The sequence below is a fragment of the Pseudomonas sp. PAMC25584 genome, from assembly GCF_058135675.1.
On record NZ_CM176870.1, the window covers coordinates 3,915,576 to 3,934,098 of the forward strand.

General features: G+C 59.8%; 13 protein-coding genes. 4 read left to right on the top strand and 9 right to left on the bottom strand.

Annotated elements, in window-relative coordinates; all coding sequences use genetic code 11:
- Positions 1-74: 74 nt before the first annotated feature.
- On the bottom strand, positions 75-533 hold the full coding sequence (locus ACS5Q8_RS18130) for an HIT family protein (protein WP_465160368.1): 459 nt from the start codon (positions 531-533) through the stop codon (positions 75-77).
- 379 nt (positions 534-912) lie between these two features.
- On the opposite strand from ACS5Q8_RS18130, the gene ACS5Q8_RS18135 reads away from it, so the two are divergent.
- Both ACS5Q8_RS18135 and ACS5Q8_RS18140 read left to right on the top strand, forming a co-directional pair.
- The gene (locus ACS5Q8_RS18135) at positions 913-1,248 is read left to right on the top strand and encodes a DUF6124 family protein (protein WP_276193570.1); all 336 of its coding nucleotides are present in this window, start codon (positions 913-915) and stop codon (positions 1,246-1,248) included.
- Between the two features lie 214 nt (positions 1,249-1,462).
- A complete protein-coding gene (locus tag ACS5Q8_RS18140; protein ID WP_276193571.1) occupies positions 1,463-3,349 on the top strand; it encodes a DUF262 domain-containing protein in 1,887 nt (628 codons plus the stop codon).
- A gap of 111 nt (positions 3,350-3,460) precedes the next feature.
- On the opposite strand, the gene cysS is transcribed toward ACS5Q8_RS18140, so the two are convergent.
- Both cysS and ACS5Q8_RS18150 read right to left on the bottom strand, forming a co-directional pair.
- Entirely contained in the window at positions 3,461-4,849 is a 1,389-nt protein-coding gene (cysS, locus tag ACS5Q8_RS18145) for a cysteine--tRNA ligase (protein ID WP_276193572.1), read from the bottom strand.
- Between the two features lie 14 nt (positions 4,850-4,863).
- Positions 4,864-6,561 carry a glutamine--tRNA ligase/YqeY domain fusion protein gene (locus tag ACS5Q8_RS18150; RefSeq protein ID WP_276193573.1) on the bottom strand — a complete coding sequence of 566 codons (1,698 nt, stop codon included), beginning with the start codon at positions 6,559-6,561 and terminating at the stop codon, positions 4,864-4,866.
- A 247-nt stretch (positions 6,562-6,808) separates the two neighbouring features.
- On the opposite strand from ACS5Q8_RS18150, the gene ACS5Q8_RS18155 reads away from it, so the two are divergent.
- Positions 6,809-7,312 carry a peptidylprolyl isomerase gene (locus ACS5Q8_RS18155; RefSeq protein WP_276193574.1) on the top strand — a complete coding sequence of 168 codons (504 nt, stop codon included), beginning with the start codon at positions 6,809-6,811 and terminating at the stop codon, positions 7,310-7,312.
- Positions 7,309-8,058 carry a UDP-2,3-diacylglucosamine diphosphatase gene (lpxH, locus tag ACS5Q8_RS18160; RefSeq protein ID WP_276193575.1) on the top strand — a complete coding sequence of 250 codons (750 nt, stop codon included), beginning with the start codon at positions 7,309-7,311 and terminating at the stop codon, positions 8,056-8,058. The genes ACS5Q8_RS18155 and lpxH overlap by 4 nt, the downstream gene beginning before the upstream one ends.
- A gap of 204 nt (positions 8,059-8,262) precedes the next feature.
- On the opposite strand, the gene ACS5Q8_RS18165 is transcribed toward lpxH, so the two are convergent.
- The 6 genes from ACS5Q8_RS18165 to ACS5Q8_RS18190 all read right to left on the bottom strand — a co-directional run bounded on the left by ACS5Q8_RS18165 (position 8,263) and on the right by ACS5Q8_RS18190 (position 18,474).
- Positions 8,263-9,792, bottom strand: a complete 1,530-nt coding sequence (locus tag ACS5Q8_RS18165; RefSeq protein ID WP_276193576.1) for a DHA2 family efflux MFS transporter permease subunit — start codon at positions 9,790-9,792, stop codon at positions 8,263-8,265.
- A complete protein-coding gene (locus ACS5Q8_RS18170; RefSeq protein WP_276193577.1) occupies positions 9,792-10,988 on the bottom strand; it encodes an HlyD/EmrA/EmrK family protein in 1,197 nt (398 codons plus the stop codon). Before ACS5Q8_RS18170 ends, ACS5Q8_RS18165 begins: the two co-directional genes overlap by 1 nt.
- A 15-nt stretch (positions 10,989-11,003) precedes the next feature.
- Entirely contained in the window at positions 11,004-12,455 is a 1,452-nt protein-coding gene (locus ACS5Q8_RS18175) for an efflux transporter outer membrane subunit (RefSeq protein ID WP_276193578.1), read from the bottom strand.
- Positions 12,452-12,925, bottom strand: a complete 474-nt coding sequence (locus tag ACS5Q8_RS18180) for a MarR family winged helix-turn-helix transcriptional regulator (protein WP_247407614.1) — start codon at positions 12,923-12,925, stop codon at positions 12,452-12,454. Before ACS5Q8_RS18180 ends, ACS5Q8_RS18175 begins: the two co-directional genes overlap by 4 nt.
- 138 nt (positions 12,926-13,063) lie before the next feature.
- Positions 13,064-16,747, bottom strand: coding sequence for a translocation/assembly module TamB domain-containing protein (locus ACS5Q8_RS18185; protein ID WP_465159292.1), 3,684 nt, complete (start codon positions 16,745-16,747; stop codon positions 13,064-13,066).
- On the bottom strand, positions 16,747-18,474 hold the full coding sequence (locus tag ACS5Q8_RS18190) for an autotransporter assembly complex protein TamA (RefSeq protein WP_426102150.1): 1,728 nt from the start codon (positions 18,472-18,474) through the stop codon (positions 16,747-16,749). Before ACS5Q8_RS18190 ends, ACS5Q8_RS18185 begins: the two co-directional genes overlap by 1 nt.
- Positions 18,475-18,523: the final 49 nt, after the last annotated feature.

The window sequence follows — 18,523 nt, forward strand, 5'->3', positions numbered from 1 at the left end:
GGTGTGTCAGTCAATGCATCTGTCGCTGACACACCGCTATCGGGAGCAAGCCCCCTCCCACATTTGGATCGACGCTAGGCGAAGGACCGGATGTGTGCCGCCAACTCCGCCAATTCGGCATCATCCGCCCGATCCGAATCGTGCGACGAGATATACCCTTCATAGGCCTCAAAGAACTTATCCACCTTCGAGCTCAACGGTTTGAACGTGCTGTCCTGCCCCGTCCCATGCATGGGAAACAGCTTCGCATGCAGATGATCCACCCCGTACCCTTCGAGGATCATCCCCGTGCGCGCCACATCGGGAAACGCCCGGTCAATCTGCAGCGCCGTTTTCTTCGCCGCCACCACCAGACCTGCCAGCACTTCATCCGACTGTGCAAACGCATAACTGCCGTAATGTTGCTTGGGGATCACCACGCTGAAACCTGGGGTGTTGGGGAAAATAGACAGGAAGGCCATATGGTGTTCGTCTTCCCACAGAATGTGGGCCGGGGAGGTTTGTCGGACAATGCTGCAGAAAATACAATCCATTTGAATCACCGTCAGTTTCATCATGGGTCGGGTTATGGCAACTATCTAAAAGCACGCTTCGGCCGGCGTCAAAAAAACCGTAGAAACGAGAACTTTCCGACATCTTTTTAGGGTTGCCCCTCGGAAGATGCATCACTAATCTTCGGCGGTCGCTGCAAATTCAGCGACCGGGTTTCGCAGCCCGGTTAAACTCTAGACGCACAGCGTCCACCTCAGATAGCGGGCGCTTTTTTATGCCTGATGTTATGGCGGCTGTGCGCGGGATACCTTCGGGTATGCCGGGTGCCTAGAGTCCCGGTCTGCGAACCTGCGTACAGCTGCCACCCGGGTATCGTTTCGCAGCGATGGGTGGTGGCTCCAATACTCTAGGAGCTAAGTCATGATTAAAGACAGTCCGAATCCGCCATCGAATTCAAACGCGTTTCAAGCTGCTGCTCATCGAGCGATTAACCATTATTTGAACTCACCCAAGAACACCGAACAGCCTGCACCAAACCATGGCCTCTTTGCCGTGCGCGATGGCGTGGATGCCGAGACACTTCTGGTCAATGCGTCGGAGGATCTTGCGTCAGCTCAGGCACTGGCGAGCCATTTGGCGTTCGAGATTGATGGCGCTTCGCGTAGCGTGGCGCTAGGAATTTGCCGAATGCTGGAGGGAATTGAATTATTAGTGGATAGAGCATTGGATCAGTATCCACTCCCAGCTCAGCGTTAGGACGAGAGCGACCTTACAACTGGCGTATCTATGAGGGGAGTAAATAGATACGCTCCTGCTACTTGATCGCAGCCGACGTGAACCTGATCTAGGGTTTTGATATTTTGCGGATTGAAGCGATTAATTTCTGTACCAACATTCCAACTGGATCGCTTGGATAGCCCAAGGAAAAACTCACTAACGCGTCTTAAAAAGCCAAAAGGAAACAGGGCAAATGGATTCACGCACCTTCAACATCCAGCAGATGTTCCAAGACAGGCGTCAGTATCGAGTTCCGTTCTACCAACGGCCCTACGTATGGAGTCGAGAAGACCAATGGGAGCGCCTTTGGGAAGACATACGCGACAAAGCAGAATCTCGTCTTACAGGCGATAAGGCAGTGCCTCATTTTATGGGGGCCGTCGTGCTGGAACCCCAAAAGAAGACAGGCCTGTTAGGAGTCGAGCGACACCACATCATTGATGGACAACAACGTTTGACAACGATGCAATATGTACTGACTGCATTGATGCACGCTTTGCGCGAATGGGAACAGCCAAATTTCCTGCCCGTCATCGAAACCTGTCTACGCAACAGCAACCAAGAGACCATGGAAGAAAAAGAGGTAGAGCTTTTCAAGCTCTGGCCCACATTTCGAGACCGTCATCAATATACCCAAGCGATGACGGCTATATCGATCGACGACCTGCGTGAAAGATTTCCTTCGAGCTTTACGCAAAGCGGCAGTATTCGAAAAATAGGCATTCACCATCCTCCAGCACTAGAAGCGATTGTATTTTTCCGTAATGCGATGATCGAATGGGGAGAGAGTCAGACGGAAGAGTCTTACCACACCGTCGCAGTGGCTTTAGCGACAGCTGTCCTTACAGACCTTTCAATAGTATGCATTTCACTGGGCGAAGACGACGATGCCCAAGTCATATTTGAAACACTCAATGGTCATGGCGCACAACTCCATGCGACCGATTTAATTCGCAACTTCATTTTTATGCGTGCTGGATTGAATGCTGATGATCTTTACAAAAATCTCTGGTCCAGATTTGAAGATGAATTATGGTCAGAGCCACAGTCACGTGGCCGACTCAACCGGCCCCGACTGGAGTGGTTCGTACAAACCGTACTGCAAGCAGAAACTGCTGAAGAAATAGATATCGGACGGTTATACGCTGGCTATCGCCGTTTTGTGGATGACACACCGAAACTATACAGCGCAGACGCCCAACTTGAGTTGCTCAACAGCCACGCCGAACACTATCGTAATTTGGTAAAAGGCAATGGAGAGACACCCATTGGCATATTCGGTCGACGCGTTGCTGCGTGGGATGCTTCTCCTACGCACGCCTTGGCGCTCAAGGTTGCTTCATCGTATCTTTCGTTTGAAGACCAGCACAACATTTTTGACTGCATAGAATCATATCTAGTGCGCCGGGCGGTATGCGGACTCACCAGAAAAAGCTACAACAAAGTTTTTGCACAACAACTGAAAAAACTTCAAGCTGGAGAACTAAGCGCCACTGCGTTTCGAAACAACTTGGCTGAACCGCTTGGGGACGCTTCGCGCTGGCCAACTGACGAAGAGTTTCTACACCATTGGCTGGAAGGTGATATTTATCCAGGTCGCCTCGATGCGATAAAACTACGGACCACCTTCCACCGTCTAGAAACGGCACTCCGTACAGAGCGAAGTGAAGAGCGCGTGCCATTGGCGTTGGATACCTTAGACATCGACCACATCCTTCCTCAGTCTTGGTATGCGCACTGGCCACTCTCCGACGGTACACTTTCAACCGCTGCTGAAGCAACTGAAGCGTACAAACTTGAATATGTATCAGGCCACTTAGACAATCGATCACAAGCCATTCTTAATCGTGAATACTCCGTACCTCGCATGGGCAATCTCACGCTCGTACACTATGGAGTTAACCGTTCACTGCAAAATCATGCATATTCTCAGAAGCGACAGGCATTGTTTGAACACTCAAATCTTCATCTAAATCGTGAGTTGATGCAAATAACTCAGTGGAACGAAACAACTATCACTGAACGTGGCGCCAAATTATTTGAGGTCGCACGGACATTGTGGATTGGTCCAAGTACGTGACGCAGGCCAGCACCTACATTTGATTGGAGCTCTGTCACGGTTTCAGACGCTTAGCCCCATTAAAAAAACGCCCCGAACCAGTCGGGGCGTTTTTCATTCAGCGCTGACTGATCAAACCTGATCAGCCAACCGCCACGTCGTCCCACCCTTGCCGTCTTCCAACACCACACCCATCGCGGTCAGTTGGTCACGGATGCGGTCGGACTCCGCCCAGTCCTTGTTGGCCCGAGCGGCCAAACGCGCCTGGATCAGCGCGTCTACTTCAGCCGCATCCACACGCCCTTCAGCGCCGGCTTGCAGGAAGTCTTCGGCTTGCATCTGCAACACCCCCAGCACGCTGGCCAGTTCTTTCAAGCGCGCAGCCAGGCCGGCCGCTGCGTCGAGATCGCTCTCACGCAGGCGGTTGATCTCGCGCACCATCTCGAACAGCACCGCGCAGGCTTCCGGTGTGCCGAAGTCGTCGTTCATCACTTCGGTAAACCGTGCCACGAACGCTTCGCCGCCGGCCGGGGCCACGCAGGGCAGGCCTTTCAACGCGTGGTAGAAACGCTCCAGGGCGCCTTTGGCATCCTTGAGGTTGTCTTCCGAGTAGTTGATCGCGCTGCGATAGTGGCTCGACACCAACAGGTAACGCACCACTTCCGGATGGTACTTTTCCAGCACGTCGCGGATGGTGAAGAAGTTGTTCAAGGACTTGGACATCTTCTCGCCATTGATGCGGATCATGCCGCAGTGCATCCAGGCGTTGGCGTAGGTCTTGCCGGTGGCGGCTTCGCTTTGGGCGATTTCGTTTTCGTGGTGCGGGAACTCGAGGTCGCTGCCGCCGCCATGAATGTCGAAGGTCTCGCCCAGGCAGCAGGTGGACATCACCGAGCATTCGATGTGCCAGCCCGGACGCCCGGCGCCCCATGGCGATTCCCAGCTCGGCTCGCCGGGCTTGGTGCCTTTCCAGAGCACGAAGTCGAGCGGGTCTTGCTTGGCTTCGTCGACTTCGATACGCGCGCCGATGCGCAGGTCTTCGATTTTCTTGCGCGACAGCTTGCCGTAGCCCATGAACTTGGCGACGCGGTAGTACACGTCGCCATTGCCTGGGGCGTAGGCGTAGCCCTTGTCGATCAAGGTCTGGATCATCGCGTGCATGCCAGGGATATGGTCCGTGGCGCGCGGTTCCATGTCCGGCTTGAGGATGTTGAGGCGCGCCTCATCCTCGTGCATCGCGGCGATCATGCGCGCGGTCAGCGCGTCGAACGACTCGCCGTTTTCATTGGCGCGGTTGATGATCTTGTCGTCGATGTCGGTGATGTTGCGCACATAGGTCAAGTCGTAGCCGCTGAAACGCAACCAGCGGGTCACCAGGTCAAAGGCGACCATGCTGCGGCCGTGGCCGATGTGGCAGTAGTCGTACACGGTCATGCCGCACACGTACATGCGCACCTTGTTGCCATCCAGCGGCTTGAAGACTTCTTTGCTCTTGCTGAGCGTGTTGTAGATCGTTAGCACGACGGTTCCTTAAATCACTGGCCCCACGAATCACGCAAGGTCACGGTACGGTTGAATACCGGGTGACCAGGTTTCGAGTCCTTGATATCCGCGCAGAAGTAACCTTCGCGCTCGAACTGGAAACGGTCTTCCGGCTGTGCATTGCCAAGGGATGGCTCGGCACGACAACCCGTGAGTACTTGCAGGGAGTTCGGATTGATGTTGTCGAGGAAGCTCGCGCTGTCTTCGGCTTTCTCAGGGTTCGGCGAACGGAACAGACGATCGTACAGACGCACTTCGCACTCGACGCTGGCAGCGGCCGGCACCCAGTGGACCACGCCTTTGACCTTGCGGCCTTCAGGGTTCTTGCCCAGGGTCTCTGGGTCATACGAGCAACGCAGTTCGACGATATTACCCTCGGCGTCCTTGATCGCTTCGTCGGCGCGGATCACGTAGCTGCCGCGCAGGCGCACTTCGCCGGCAGGTTCCAGGCGCTTGTAGCCTTTTGGCGGCTCTTCCATGAAGTCGTCATGGTCGATATAGATTTCACGGGCAAATGGCAGTGCGCGCACGCCCATGTCTTCTTTCGGGTGGCGTGGCAGTTCGAGGTTCTCGACCTGGCCTTCCGGGTAGTTGGTGATCACGACTTTCAGCGGGCGCAGCACGCACATGGCACGCGGGGCGCTGTGGTCGAGGTCGTCACGGATGCTGAATTCGAGCATGCCGAAGTCGACCACACCGTCGGAACGGTTGGTGCCGACCATTTCGCAGAAGTTGCGGATGGATTTGGGCGTGTAGCCGCGACGACGGAAGCCCGACAGCGTCGACATGCGTGGGTCGTCCCAGCCGTTGACGTGCTTTTCATCCACCAGTTGCTTGAGCTTGCGCTTGCTGGTGATGGTGTAGTTCAGGTTCAGGCGGCTGAATTCGTACTGGCGCGGCTGTGCCGGAACCGGCAAGTGCTCCAGAAACCACTCGTACAGCGGACGGTGGCTTTCGAACTCCAGGGTGCAGATGGAGTGGGTGATGCCTTCGATGGCGTCCGACTGACCGTGGGTGAAGTCGTAGTTCGGGTAGATGCACCACTTGTCACCGGTCTGGTGGTGGTGGGCATGGCGGATGCGGTACATGATCGGGTCGCGCAGGTTCATGTTCGGCGAGGCCATGTCGATCTTGGCACGCAGTACACGGGCGCCATCGGCGAACTCACCGGCGCGCATGCGGGCGAACCAGTCCAGGTTCTCTTCCACGGAACGGTCGCGGAACGGGCTGTTCTTGCCCGGCTCGGTCAGGCTGCCACGGTATTCCTTGGCCTGTTCAGGGGTGAGGTCGTCGACGTAGGCCTTGCCGGCCTTGATCAGTAAGATGGCCCAGTCGAACAACTGGTCGAAATACTTGGACGCATAGCGCACTTCACCGGACCATTCGAAGCCCAGCCACTTGATGTCGCTTTCGATGGCGTCGATGTATTCCTGGTCTTCCTTGGCCGGGTTGGTGTCGTCGAAACGCAGGTGCGTGACGCCACCGAACTCCTGGGCCAGACCGAAGTTCACACAGATCGACTTGGCGTGACCGATGTGCAGGTAGCCGTTGGGCTCTGGCGGGAAGCGGGTGACGATCTGCGTGTGCTTGCCCGAATCCAGGTCCGCCTGGATGATCGGGCGCAGGAAGTTGACCGTGGCGGCAGGGCCGGCCTTGGCGTTCGAGGTAGGGTCGACAGTGGGCTTGCTCATAATATCCTTGAACAGACGAGTACGTGGCCTTGGTCAGGCCAGATAAAACAAAGGGCTTATCATAGCCGAAGCGGCCAACCGCCTGACAGAGCGCGGCCCAAAACTGCTGCTTTAATTGCCCGGGCGGTAAAAAACCACCTCGAAATTCCCGCAGGGCACGCTAAACTGCGCGCCTTGGCCATCGTTTAGCCAAACAGGTCAGGCGCACAGCGCCTGAACCCACGAATTCCCTGAAAGAGTAGTGAACATGACTCAAGTCAAACTGAGCACCAACCACGGTGACATCGTCATCGAACTGAACGCCGAGAAAGCGCCGATCACCGTCGCCAACTTCATTGAATACGTGAAAGCCGGCCACTACGAAAACACCGTTTTCCACCGTGTCATTGGCAACTTCATGGTCCAGGGCGGCGGTTTCGAGCCTGGCATGCAAGAAAAGAAAGACAAGCGCCCAAGCATCCAGAACGAAGCGGACAACGGCCTTTCCAACGACAAATACACCGTCGCCATGGCCCGTACCATGGAGCCGCATTCGGCCTCCGCGCAATTTTTCATCAACGTCGCCGACAACGCCTTCCTCAACCACAGCGGCAAGAACGTGCAGGGCTGGGGCTACGCGGTGTTTGGTAAAGTCACCGAAGGCACTGACGTCGTCGACAAGATCAAAGGTGTTGCCACCACCAGCAAAGCCGGCCACCAAGACGTACCAGCAGACGACGTGATCATCGAGAAAGCCGAGATCATTGAGTGATATTGCTGATTTCAGACTTGCATCTGGAAGAGGAGCGCCCGGACATTACCCGGGCGTTTCTGGATTTACTCCACGGCCGCGCCCGTGGCGCCCAGGCGTTGTACATTCTCGGGGACTTCTTTGAAGCCTGGATTGGCGACGATGGGATCACCCCTTTCCAGCGCTCGATTTGCGCGGCCCTGCGCGAACTGAGCGACAGCGGCACGCCGATTTTCATCATGCATGGCAACCGTGACTTCCTGCTCGGCAAGGCGTTCTGCAAAGCCGCAGGCGCCACCTTGCTCAAGGACCCGAGCGTCGTGCAGCTCGCCGGCGAGCCCGTGCTGCTGATGCACGGCGACAGCCTCTGCACCCGCGACGTCGGCTATATGAAGCTGCGGCGCATCCTGCGTAACCCGATTGCGCTGTTTATCCTGCGTCACCTGCCCCTGCGCACCCGCCACAAGCTGGCCCGCAAGCTGCGCAGCGAAAGCCGGGCGCAGACGCGGATGAAGGCCAACGACATTGTCGATGTCACCCCCGAGGAAGTGCCGCGGGTGATGCAGCAGTTCGGCGTGCGCACCTTGGTCCACGGCCATACGCACCGCCCCGCCATTCATAAGTTGCAGATTGGTGACCAGGCGGCCAAGCGCATTGTGCTGGGGGATTGGGACAAGCAAGGCTGGGCATTGCAGGTGGATGAGCAAGGGTTTCAGTTGGCGGCGTTTGACCTTGTGAACCCGCAACTGGCGCTTCCCGGCGCCTGACCAAATGTGGGAGGGGGCTTGCTCCCGATGGCGGTGTATCAGTCAGCCTGTTTGAAGCTGACCCACCGCTATCGGGAGCAAGCCCCCTCCCACAGTTGATTGCATTCCAGCCTTGGTTGATTGCTTTCCAGCCCTGGCTGATTGCATTCCAGCCTTGACAGATTGCATTCCAACCTTGGTTGATTGCTTTCCAGCCCGGGCAGATCAGTGCCCTGATGCAGCCGGCCCCGCCTTCGCGGTGAACGGCGGCTTGGCCAGCCACACCAGCAGCATCAAGCCCATGAACATCCACCCCAGCAACGTGAAGTAATCCACGGTGGACATCATGTACGCCTGGCTGGTGAGGATCTGGTCCAACTGCGCATAAGCCTTGTGCCCTGCCCCACCGAGTGCGTCCAGTGCATTGCGGGTGGCCGCGTCATAGGTGGTCATGTTCTCGCTCATGTACGCATGGTGCTGGTCCGCGCGGCGAATCCAGATCCACGTGGTCAGCGAGGCCGCGAAGCTACCGCCCAGGGTCCGCAGGAAGGTCGCAAGACCTGCACCGTCGGCGATCTGGTGCGGCGGCAGGTCGGACATCAGGATGCTCAAGGTCGGCATGAAGAACAGCGCCACGCCGATACCCATGAACAACTGCACCAGGGCGATGTGCTGGAAGTCCACCTCATTGGTGAAGTTGGCGCGCATGAAGCAGCTCAAGCCAATCGCCAGGAACGCCAGGCCCGCCAGCAGGCGCAGGTCGAATCTGTGCGCGTACTTGCCGACAAACGGCGACATCAGCACCGGCAGAATACCGATCGGCGCCACCGCCAGGCCGGCCCAGGTCGCGGTGTAGCCCATCTGGGTTTGCAGCCACTGCGGCAGGATCAGGTTGATACCGAAGAAGCCCGCGTAGCCGAGGACCAACACGATGGTGCCGATGCGGAAGTTGCGGTAGGCGAACAGCCGCAGGTTGACCACCGGGTGTTTGTCGGTCATCTCCCAGATGATGAACACCGCCAGGGCAATCACCGAAATCGCCGCCCCCACGAGGATGAAGTTGGACTCGAACCAGTCCAGGTCGTTGCCCTTGTCGAGGATGATCTGCAACGCGCCGACCCCGACGATCAAGCTCAACAGCCCCACATAGTCCATCGGCTGGTAGCTGGTGACCACCGGGCGTTTCTTCAGTTGCGAACGCACCACCATCACCGCAAAGATGCCGATGGGCACGTTGATAAAGAAGATCCACGGCCAACTGTAGCTGTCGGTGATCCAACCGCCGAGGATGGGACCGGCAATCGGCGCCACCACCGTGACCATCGCCAATAACGCCAGGGCCATGCCGCGCCTCGCCGGCGGGTAGACCGCGATCAGCAGCGTTTGGGTCATCGGGTACAACGGCCCGGCCACCAAGCCTTGCAGCACCCGAAAGCCAATCAGCTCGGGCATCGAAGTGGAAATACCGCAAAGAAACGAGGCCAGCACGAACAGAATGGTGGCCCAGAGAAACAGCTTCACCTCGCCAAAGCGCCGGCTCAACCAGCCGGTCAGCGGCAGGGCAATGGCGTTGCTCACCGCGAACGAGGTGATCACCCAGGTGCCCTGCTCCGAACTCACACCGAGGTTGCCGGAGATGGTCGGCAACGCCACGTTGGCGATCGTGGTATCAAGCACCTGCATGAAAGTCGCCAGCGACAGGCCAATAGTGGCCATCAGCAAGCTGGGCGGCGAGAAGGACGCGTTATTGCTCATCAGCGTTGCGCAGCCTTGGGCGCGGCGAGGCTGTTGTCATGGATCAACTGAGTGATCATGGCGTCAGCCTCGGCCAATTGGCGATCATACACATTGGTGGTGAACGAGGCCTTTTGCGGCGCCTGTTGCGCCAATACCGGGCCGCTCTGGTCGTGCAGGTCAACGTTGACCACGGTGCTCAAGCCCACGCGCAGCGGGTGCTTGGCCAATTCTTCAGCATTGATATGAATGCGCACCGGCACCCGTTGCACGATCTTGATCCAGTTGCCGGTGGCGTTCTGCGCAGGCAGCAAGGCAAACGCACTGCCGGTGCCGGCGCCGAGGCTGTCGATGGTGCCGCTGTACTTCACATCGCTGCCGTAAATGTCAGCTTCGATGTCCACCGGCTGGCCGATGCGCATATTGCGCAGTTGGGTTTCCTTGAAGTTGGCGTCGATCCACAACTGGTCCAGCGGGATCACCGCCATCAATGCCGTGCCCGGCTGCACGCGCTGACCCAGTTGCACGGTGCGCTTGGCCACATAGCCGGTCACGGGGGCGATCAAGGTGCTGCGCGCATTGCCCAGGTAGGCCTGGCGCAGTTGCGCGGCGGCAGCTTGCACGTCCGGATGGGACGAGATCACGGTGTCATCCACCAGGGCGGTACTGGTCTTGAGCTGCTGTTCGAGGTTGGTCAGGGCGTTCTTGGCCGCAGTCAGCCCGTCGCGGGCGTGGGACAGCTCCTCCTGGGAAATCGCCCCCCCCTGGGCCAGCGTCTTACGCCGGTTGAAATTGTCCTGGGCGGTTTGCATGTCGGCTTTCTGCGCATTGACCTGGGCTTTTATGCCATCGACGTTGCTGTACAACCCTCGCACCTGGCGCACGGTGCGGGCCAGGTTGGCCTGGGCACTTTGCAGGCCGACGGCTGCGTCGTTGGGGTCGAAGTTGATCAGCACCTGGCCTTCGTGGACCAGGTCGCCATCGTCGGCGCCGATGCTGACCACCGTGCCGGTGACCAGCGGGGTGATTTCCACCACGTTGCCGTTGACGTAGGCGTCGTCGGTGCTTTCATTGAAGCGACCGTAGAGTTCATACCAGCCCCACACGCCGACGACGCTGAGGATGACGATCAGCGTCAGGCCGATCAGCATCACTTTACGTTTGCGTGGGTTGTTATCGGGTTTTCCCGTTGCGGTGTTGCTTTCGGCAGTGGCCATGTCAGTTACCTCAAATTATTCCGTGCGTGTAGCTGGGGTGGTCGACGCCACGTTTGCGGCGCTGTAGCCGCCACCCAGGGCTTGCATCAATTGGATCGACAAATCGATTTGCGCGGCATTCAGGGCCGCTAGCTGGCGCTGCGCTTGCAGCAATTGCTGCTCGATGCTGAGCACGTCCAGGTAGTTACCGATCCCAGAGCTGTAACGCAGCATCGCGGTGTCGTAGGACTGCTGGGCAATGTCCGCGGCGTGTTGCTGGGCCTGGATCTGCCGACCGGTTTCGCGCAGTTGTGAAAGGGTGTTGCCAATATCGCCCAGGGCTTGCACCAGGGTTTTGTTGTACTGGGCCACAGCCAAGTCGTAGTCGGCATCACGCGCATCGAGGTTGGCGCGCAGGCGACCGCCGTCGAAGATCGGCAGCGAGATCGTCGGCGCAATGTTGAAGAACCGGCTGGCCGAACCGAACATCGCGTCCCCCAGCAACGACTCGGCCCCGGCGCTCGCGCTCAGGTTGAGGTTGGGGTAGAAGTTGGCCTTGCCGGCGGCGATGTTCTTGCTCGCGGCCTCTACACGCCAACGGGCGGCGATCAGGTCCGGGCGGCGGCCCAGCAATTCGGCGGGCAGCACCGAAGGCACTGCGACGGCGCTGGGCTTGAGCACCGCCGGACGCGCCAGTTCGTTGCCGCGATCCGGGCCTTTGCCGAGCAACACCGCCAGGGCGATTTTGGCGCTCTGCAGTTGTTTTTCCGCATCGATCAGTTGCGACTGGGAGCTGGCTTCCAGGCTTTCGGTCTGTTGGAACTGGTACTGGCTGTCGATGCCTGAGTTGAGGCGGCGCTGGCTCAGGTTGAGCATTTGCCGGGTGCGTTTGAGGTCGTCATTGGCCAGGTCACGCACGATATGGGCCTGGCCCAAATCACTGTAGGCCTTGGCCACATCGGCCGCCAGGGTCAGGCGCGCGGCCTGTTGGTCGACTTCGGCGGCGCGGGCCTGGCCCAAGGCGGCTTCCCAGGCAGCACGCTGGCCGCCCCAGAGGTCGAAGTTGTAGTTGAAGCTCGCGCCGATATTTCGCACGGTCGAGTAGGCATCGCCCTGCCCCAGCGGGTCCTGGTCCTTGGCCAGGCGCGAACGGCTGACACCGGCGCTGGCGTCCAGGGTCGGCATGCGTGCGGCATTGGCGGCATAGGCGGCGGCTTCGGCCTGATGGGCACGGGCGCTGGCCACTTGCATGTCGGGGCTGTTTTGCAGGGCTTCCTGGATCAGGCCGTCGAGCTGCGGGTCGCCGAGGCTTTTCCACCAGTCGGCGCTGGGCCAGGCGGCGCTCGACAGGGTCACGCCGGTCAACGACTTACCGGTCTGCAGGGTGTTGGCGTCGAGGCGCTGGCCCTGAGTGTCGAGGCCGCTGAAGTTGGCGCAACCGGCCATGCTCATGGCCGCCAGCACCAGGCAAAGGGCACGTGTGTTCATTCTCTACCTACCCGCTGAAGGGTGATGGGATCACCGGCAGCTATCAGAATTTTCTTGAGGATTTTTTCCAGGGTTTGCAACTCACCCGGTTCCAGTGCGCTGGCCAACTGGTTCAACGCCTCGGCGCCGATGTAGGGCAGCATGTCCGCCAGGCGCTGACCGTCATCCGTCAGCACCAACTGCACTTGGCGGCGGTCCAGCTCCGAACGCTTGCGACCAAGCAGGCCCTTTTGCTCCAGGCGGTCGAGCATGCGGGTCATCGAACCGCTGTCCAGCGACAGGTTGCGGCACAGCTCCGCCGGGGTGTCGACCCCGAACTGCGCCATGATGATCAACACCTTGAACTGCGCGGCGGTGATGCCGTGGGGTTCCATATGGGTGTCGATGATCTTGTCTTTAAGGATGGCCGCACGGCCGAGCAACAGCCCAAGTTGGCAGTTGTGGAAGTTGTCCGGGGTGAAGTGCTTCATCGAAAGTCACCTTATTACTGCCTAGGCAGTGAATGTGTGACGAGATATTACTGCTTAGGCAGCGAATGTCAAATGGAATAATTAGCTTGCTTGGTATGTGCGAGCGAGCCCGCTCGCACTTTTTCATCGACGGCGGATCTAGAAATCCCGTTTGTAGAAAATATCCAACGAACTGGCCACGCCACTGGCCACTTCCAGGTAGACCTTCTTGCTCAACAGGTAGCGCAAAGCAATGGTGCTGGCCGGCTCGAACACCCCAACCCCATAACGCAGGCTGAGTTTCTCCGAGATCTTGCCGCTGGCGACCACGGCGGTGTTGGTGCCGCTGCCTTGGGTGTCGAGTTCGAAGTCCTGGATGCCGAGGTTCTTGGCAATGTCCGAGGTCACCCCGGCACTGCCCATCAAGCCCAGGCCCAGGGCGGCTTGGGCGAGCATATTGTTGTCTTCACCCGTGGTGGTGCGCGAACGTCCCAGCACGAGGTATGACAACGCATCCTCCTGAGCCATGGCCGGCTCGGAGAAGATCTGCGTCGTCGGCTGTTCGGCACTGCCACTCAAGCGGATACCGGCGGTGACGGTCCTGGAGGGCTCGGTAGTGACCCGCACCGCTTCGATATCCAGGAACGGTTGATCAAGAGGCCCGGCGAACAACAGCCGCGCTCGACGCACATTGAGCTTCTGGCCGTAGGCACGGTAGCGCCCATCGTTCAGCCACAGCTCGCCACGGGTGTCCAGGTTGTCGCCGATATGCACATGCCCCTGCACTTTGGCGGTGAGGCCGAAGCCCGAGAAGTTGAGCTGGTCTTCACCGACCGCCACGTCGATATCCATCGCCATCGCCATGGGCGGCTTGCCCTCTTCGGTCTGGGCGCCGACGATCACCGTGTCATCGGAGACCTTGACCGTCGACGGCGGCAATTCGCGCACAGTGATATCACCGCGCGGGATCTGCACCTTGCCGGCGATCGCGAGCTTGTCGTTCTTCAGGCTGATCTTCAGGTCGGGCGCGACTTCCAGCACCGCGTAAGGCTCGACGGTGACCGGCAGTTGCGAGCCTTGCAGGCTGAGGTCGACCACCAGGGCGCGACTCCAGTCGATATGGCCCTTGAAGCTACCCTGCCCGGCTTTGCCGCTGTGCCAGCCGCCATCGAGTTGCACACTTTCGCCAGCAATCAGCGCCTGCACGTTCAAACCTTCGAGGCTGATCGGCAGTTGCGGCCCGGAAATTTCGCCACCCACCAGGTTCACGTTGCCGTTGACCAGCGGCGCCAACAGACCACCGGAGATACGCCCATTGCCGTTGAGCTTGCCGTGGAGTTTTTCCACCATCGGCACAAACGGCCGCGCCACAGCAAGATCGAGACCGGTGAGGCTGAAGGTGCCGCTGATCGGCTTGTTTTTCGCCAGCGGGTTGATCTGTGCCTGCAACAGCAACTCACCGAGTTTGCCGCCCTGGAAGTTGAGCCGGGTGTCGATGCGCTTGGGGTTGAGGGTGGCGTCCAGTTTCAGCGTGTCGTAGGGGAAATCCAGCCACTGGTGCTTATCCTTGACGCGCAAAATGCCGCCGCTGGCATCCACCGCGATCACGCCTTTGGGGCCGCTGGCCGGTAGGTCGAGCTGTACGTCGGCGTTGAGCGTGCCCTGCCAGGCAAAGTCCTTGGGCAACCAGGCGGCCAGGCTGTCGATGGGGAATTGCTTGAGGTGATAACGCAGCTTCGGTTCGGGCATCAGCCGCTGGTCTTCACCGCACAGGCTGGCCGTGCCTGCGACCCAGCAGTGAGCGGCGAAGGTCAACTTGCCATCGGCCAGGCGCTCGATTTTCGCCGGGGCCTGCAGCTTCCAGTCCTGGCCACCGGCTTGCACGTCACCGCTGGCCAGGCGCCCACGCCAGTTGCCTTTGTCGAGGTTGCCGTCCAGGGCCAGGGCCAGCTTGACCAGTGGGCCGGCCAGATCCAACTGGACCTTCTGCTGCCTGATATCGCCCTGGGCGCTGGCAGTCAGTGTGCCGACTTGGGTGTCGCCGCTTTGGATGCCACTGCCCTTGAGGTCGATCTTCGCGCGCTGGGCGTTGTCGAGCGTGGCGTCGAGGCTCAGGCTTTGCAGGCGATTGTCGGCAAACGCCAGTTGCTGGCCCTTAAGGTCGAGTTTGCCTTGCGGCGCTTTGAGGCTGCCGGCCACATCGAGTCGGCCATTGATCTGCCCGCGCAACTGCGGCCACAACTGGGCCAGACGCGTCAGTTTGATATCGATCTGCCCCGCCAGGCGTTGTTGCAGGCTGCCGCTGCCGTTGATGCGGTTGTCGCCCAGGCGGATATCCAGGTTGGCCAGGGTCCATTGCTCGCCCGCGCCTTCGGCCTTGGCGGCCAACACGGCGGGCTGCCCGCGAAGACGGCCCTTGAGGTCGAGGTCGGCGTTCAGCTTGAGCTGTTGGTTTTTGAACTCGCCTTTGCTGCGCAGCGGTCCGGCCAGGGTGCCCGGCAATTCCGCGAGCCAGTACGCCGGGTTCAACGCCGACAGGTCGAGCGCCGTGTCCCAGGCGATGCCGTCGGCGAACTGCAGGTTGAGGTGGCCCACGGCCTTGCCTTGGCCAGCGGCCAGTTTCAGCTCGGGCAGGAACACTTGCTTGAGGTCGCCACTGAACGGTGTGACCACATTGAATTTGCCGGCGGGGCCATCGAGGTCGGCCTTGAGGTTGCCGAGGTAGTTGCCGTCCTTATAGGAAATTTCGCCATTGAAGGTGCGCACGGTGACCTGCGGCTCGTCGATCAATGGGTAGAGGCGATGCCAGGGGAAGTCCAGCCAATCGATCTTGGCGTCGGCACTGAAGCCTTGCTGCCAATCCAGCTGTGCCGTGAGTTTCAGGCTTTGTTTGTCGCCGGCCGTCAGATCCAGACCGGCGATTTGCGCGCCCTTGGCGTCCACCCGACCTTGCAGCAGCATAGCCACCGGGCCTTTTTCCGCCGGCAGTAAGGCTTTGCCGAGCAATTGGTAACCGCTGTTCAGGTCGCCTTTGGCGGTCAGGTCCAGTTGATTGAGTTGCAGGGTGTCCGGCAAATCGGCGCTGGGTTTGAAGGCGTCGGCGGTGATGTGCAGTTGCGCCGGCAGGTTTTCCACCAGCGGCTGCAACTCGCCGCTGAGCGTGGCCGACAGGTAGCCGCTGCTGTCGGCGTCGAGCTTGAGGGTCTTGAGCAGGTCGCCATCGACCTTGAGCGCGACTGTCCACGGCGCGCCGTCTGGCGCGTAGGGCAGGCTCAGGTTGCCGCTGGCGGTCAACGGCCAGTCGCCGACAGGTTGAAGCAGGCCCGACAGGTCCAGCACAAGGTCGTCGCGTTGCAGGTGTACGGCATCGATTTGCAGGCCGGCGGCGGTCCAATGTGCGGCCAATTGCAGGTCCTTGAGTTCTTCACTGCCATTAAATAGCAGGCTGCCGACGCGAACCTCGCCCAACTGGAGCGCAACCGGCAACTTCAGCGCCGGCAACTGAAGCGGCCCGCTGCTCTCTTCGGTGCTCGGCGCAAATTGCAGGCTGACTTGATCCACATCCAACCGATCAATGCACAGCGTCATGCGCAGCAGGCAGGCTGGCGACCAGTCAAAGGTCGGCGCATTAAGTTCGACGCGACTGCTGCCCTGCTGCCACACCAGATGATCGGCGCGCCACTGACCGCCCAAACGGCCCTGGAAATTGTCCACGTTCAAGCCCGGCACCTGGCCCAACGCCCAACGGCTGCCCGCCTGGGTCCCGAGTACCGTCCACAACGCCAGCAACACCACGCCCAGGAGGCCGACGGCAACCAGCCCGGCTATTTTCAAACCACGCATCACAGCTCAGGCCCCATGGAAAAGTGCAAACGAATACCGCCCGGGTCTTCCAGGGCATGGGCCAGGTCGAGGCGAATCGGCCCGACGGGGGACACCCAGCGCAGGCCGACGCCCACGCCGGTTTTCAGGCTGGGCATTTCCAGGGTGTTGAAAGAGTTGCCCTGGTCGATAAAGGTCGCGATCCGCCATTTTTCGGCGATGGAATATTGATACTCAGCGCTCAAGGCCACCATGTAGCGGCCACCGATGCGGTCGCCGCGGTCGTTCTCCGGCGACAGGGTCTGGTACTCGTAGCCACGCACGCTCTGGTCGCCACCGGCAAAGAAGCGTAGCGACGGCGGCACCGACTTGTAGCCGTTGGTGGCACTGCCGCCGATTTGCGCCCGTGCGAGGAAGCGGTGGTTGTCCCACAAGGTGGTCAGGCCTTTGACCATGGCCGTGCCGTAAAGCAGGTTGGTGTCGGAGCCGAGACCTTCCTTGGCCAGCTTGGTGTCGAATTGCAGGTGGTAGCCGTGGTGGGGATCGATGCGGTTGTCGCTGCGCAGATAGGAATAGCTGAGCCCCGGCATCAGCAGGTTGCTGAGGCCCGAATCGTCGCCCAAACGATACTCTTCACGCTGCCACTTGAGGGAGATCACCCGGGTCCAGCCGCTGGGCAACTTGCTGTGCCATTCCGGGCCGAGAGTGAGCAATTTACTCAAGGTGTCGGTGTTGGCCAGCTCTTCATTCTGGTAGCCGCCGGCGAAACGCAGCTTGTCGGTAAGCGGTGGGTCGAGCGGGATGTCGTACCACAGGCCGACGTTCTGCCGTGGCGCCGACAGTTCGGCTTCCCAGCCGTAACTGTGACCCTGGGAGTTGACCCAGTGGCGCGTCCAGTTGGCCTTGCCCCGCGGGCCGACGTCGGTGGAAAAACCCAGGCCCAGGCCCATGGTGCGTGGCTTGCGGGTTTCCAGTTGCACCGCGACCGGAATGACATCGTTAGTCGACGCGGCCGGCGCGGCGTCCACCCGCACGCCCTCGAAAAAGCCGCTGCCTTGCAGGTTCTGGTTCAGCTCGGCGATCAGTTCGGAATCGTAGGGCGCACCGTTTTTGAACGGCACCATGCGCTGCAGCAGCTCTTCATCAAAGGGCGTATTGCCGGCAAAGCTGACCTTGCCCAAGGTGTAACGCGGGCCGCTGTCATACACCAGTTCGATATCGGCGACGCCCGCCTTGGGGTCGACCGACAGGGTCTGGCGGGTAAAGCGCCCACTGAAGAAACCGTAGCGCGAGGCCTGGTTCTGGATCAGACGCTTGGCGTCTTCGTAATGGCCGTGGTTGAGCACGGCACCGGTTTGAAGGTCGTTGCTGGCGGGCACACGAAAGGCCTTGAGGGCCGCCGCCGGGCCATCGACCCGAATAGTCACGTTGCGCAAATGCACCGGTTCGCCGGGGTCGATGGTGAGGGTCAGGCGCGGGTTCTTGCCGCCCTGCACATCACTGCTGATCCGCGGCTGATAGAAGCCCAAGGCCTGGGCCGCTTTGCGCGCCTGCTCCTCGGCGCCACGGCTGAACCGCAGCAACGCTTCTTCATCGCGATCGCCTACCCCGCCGATGTAGCCTTCGATGTTGGCTTTCAACGCGTCGTTTGAGGGTTTGACGCGCACGTCCAGTTCGCTTTGCGCCAAAGCGCCGCAGCTTGTGAACAGCAGAATCAAGCCGCTGGTAAATCTTCCTGGAAACTTCATAGGCGCGGATGCTACACGAGCTGGGGAGCGTCTTTGAACTCGGATTTAT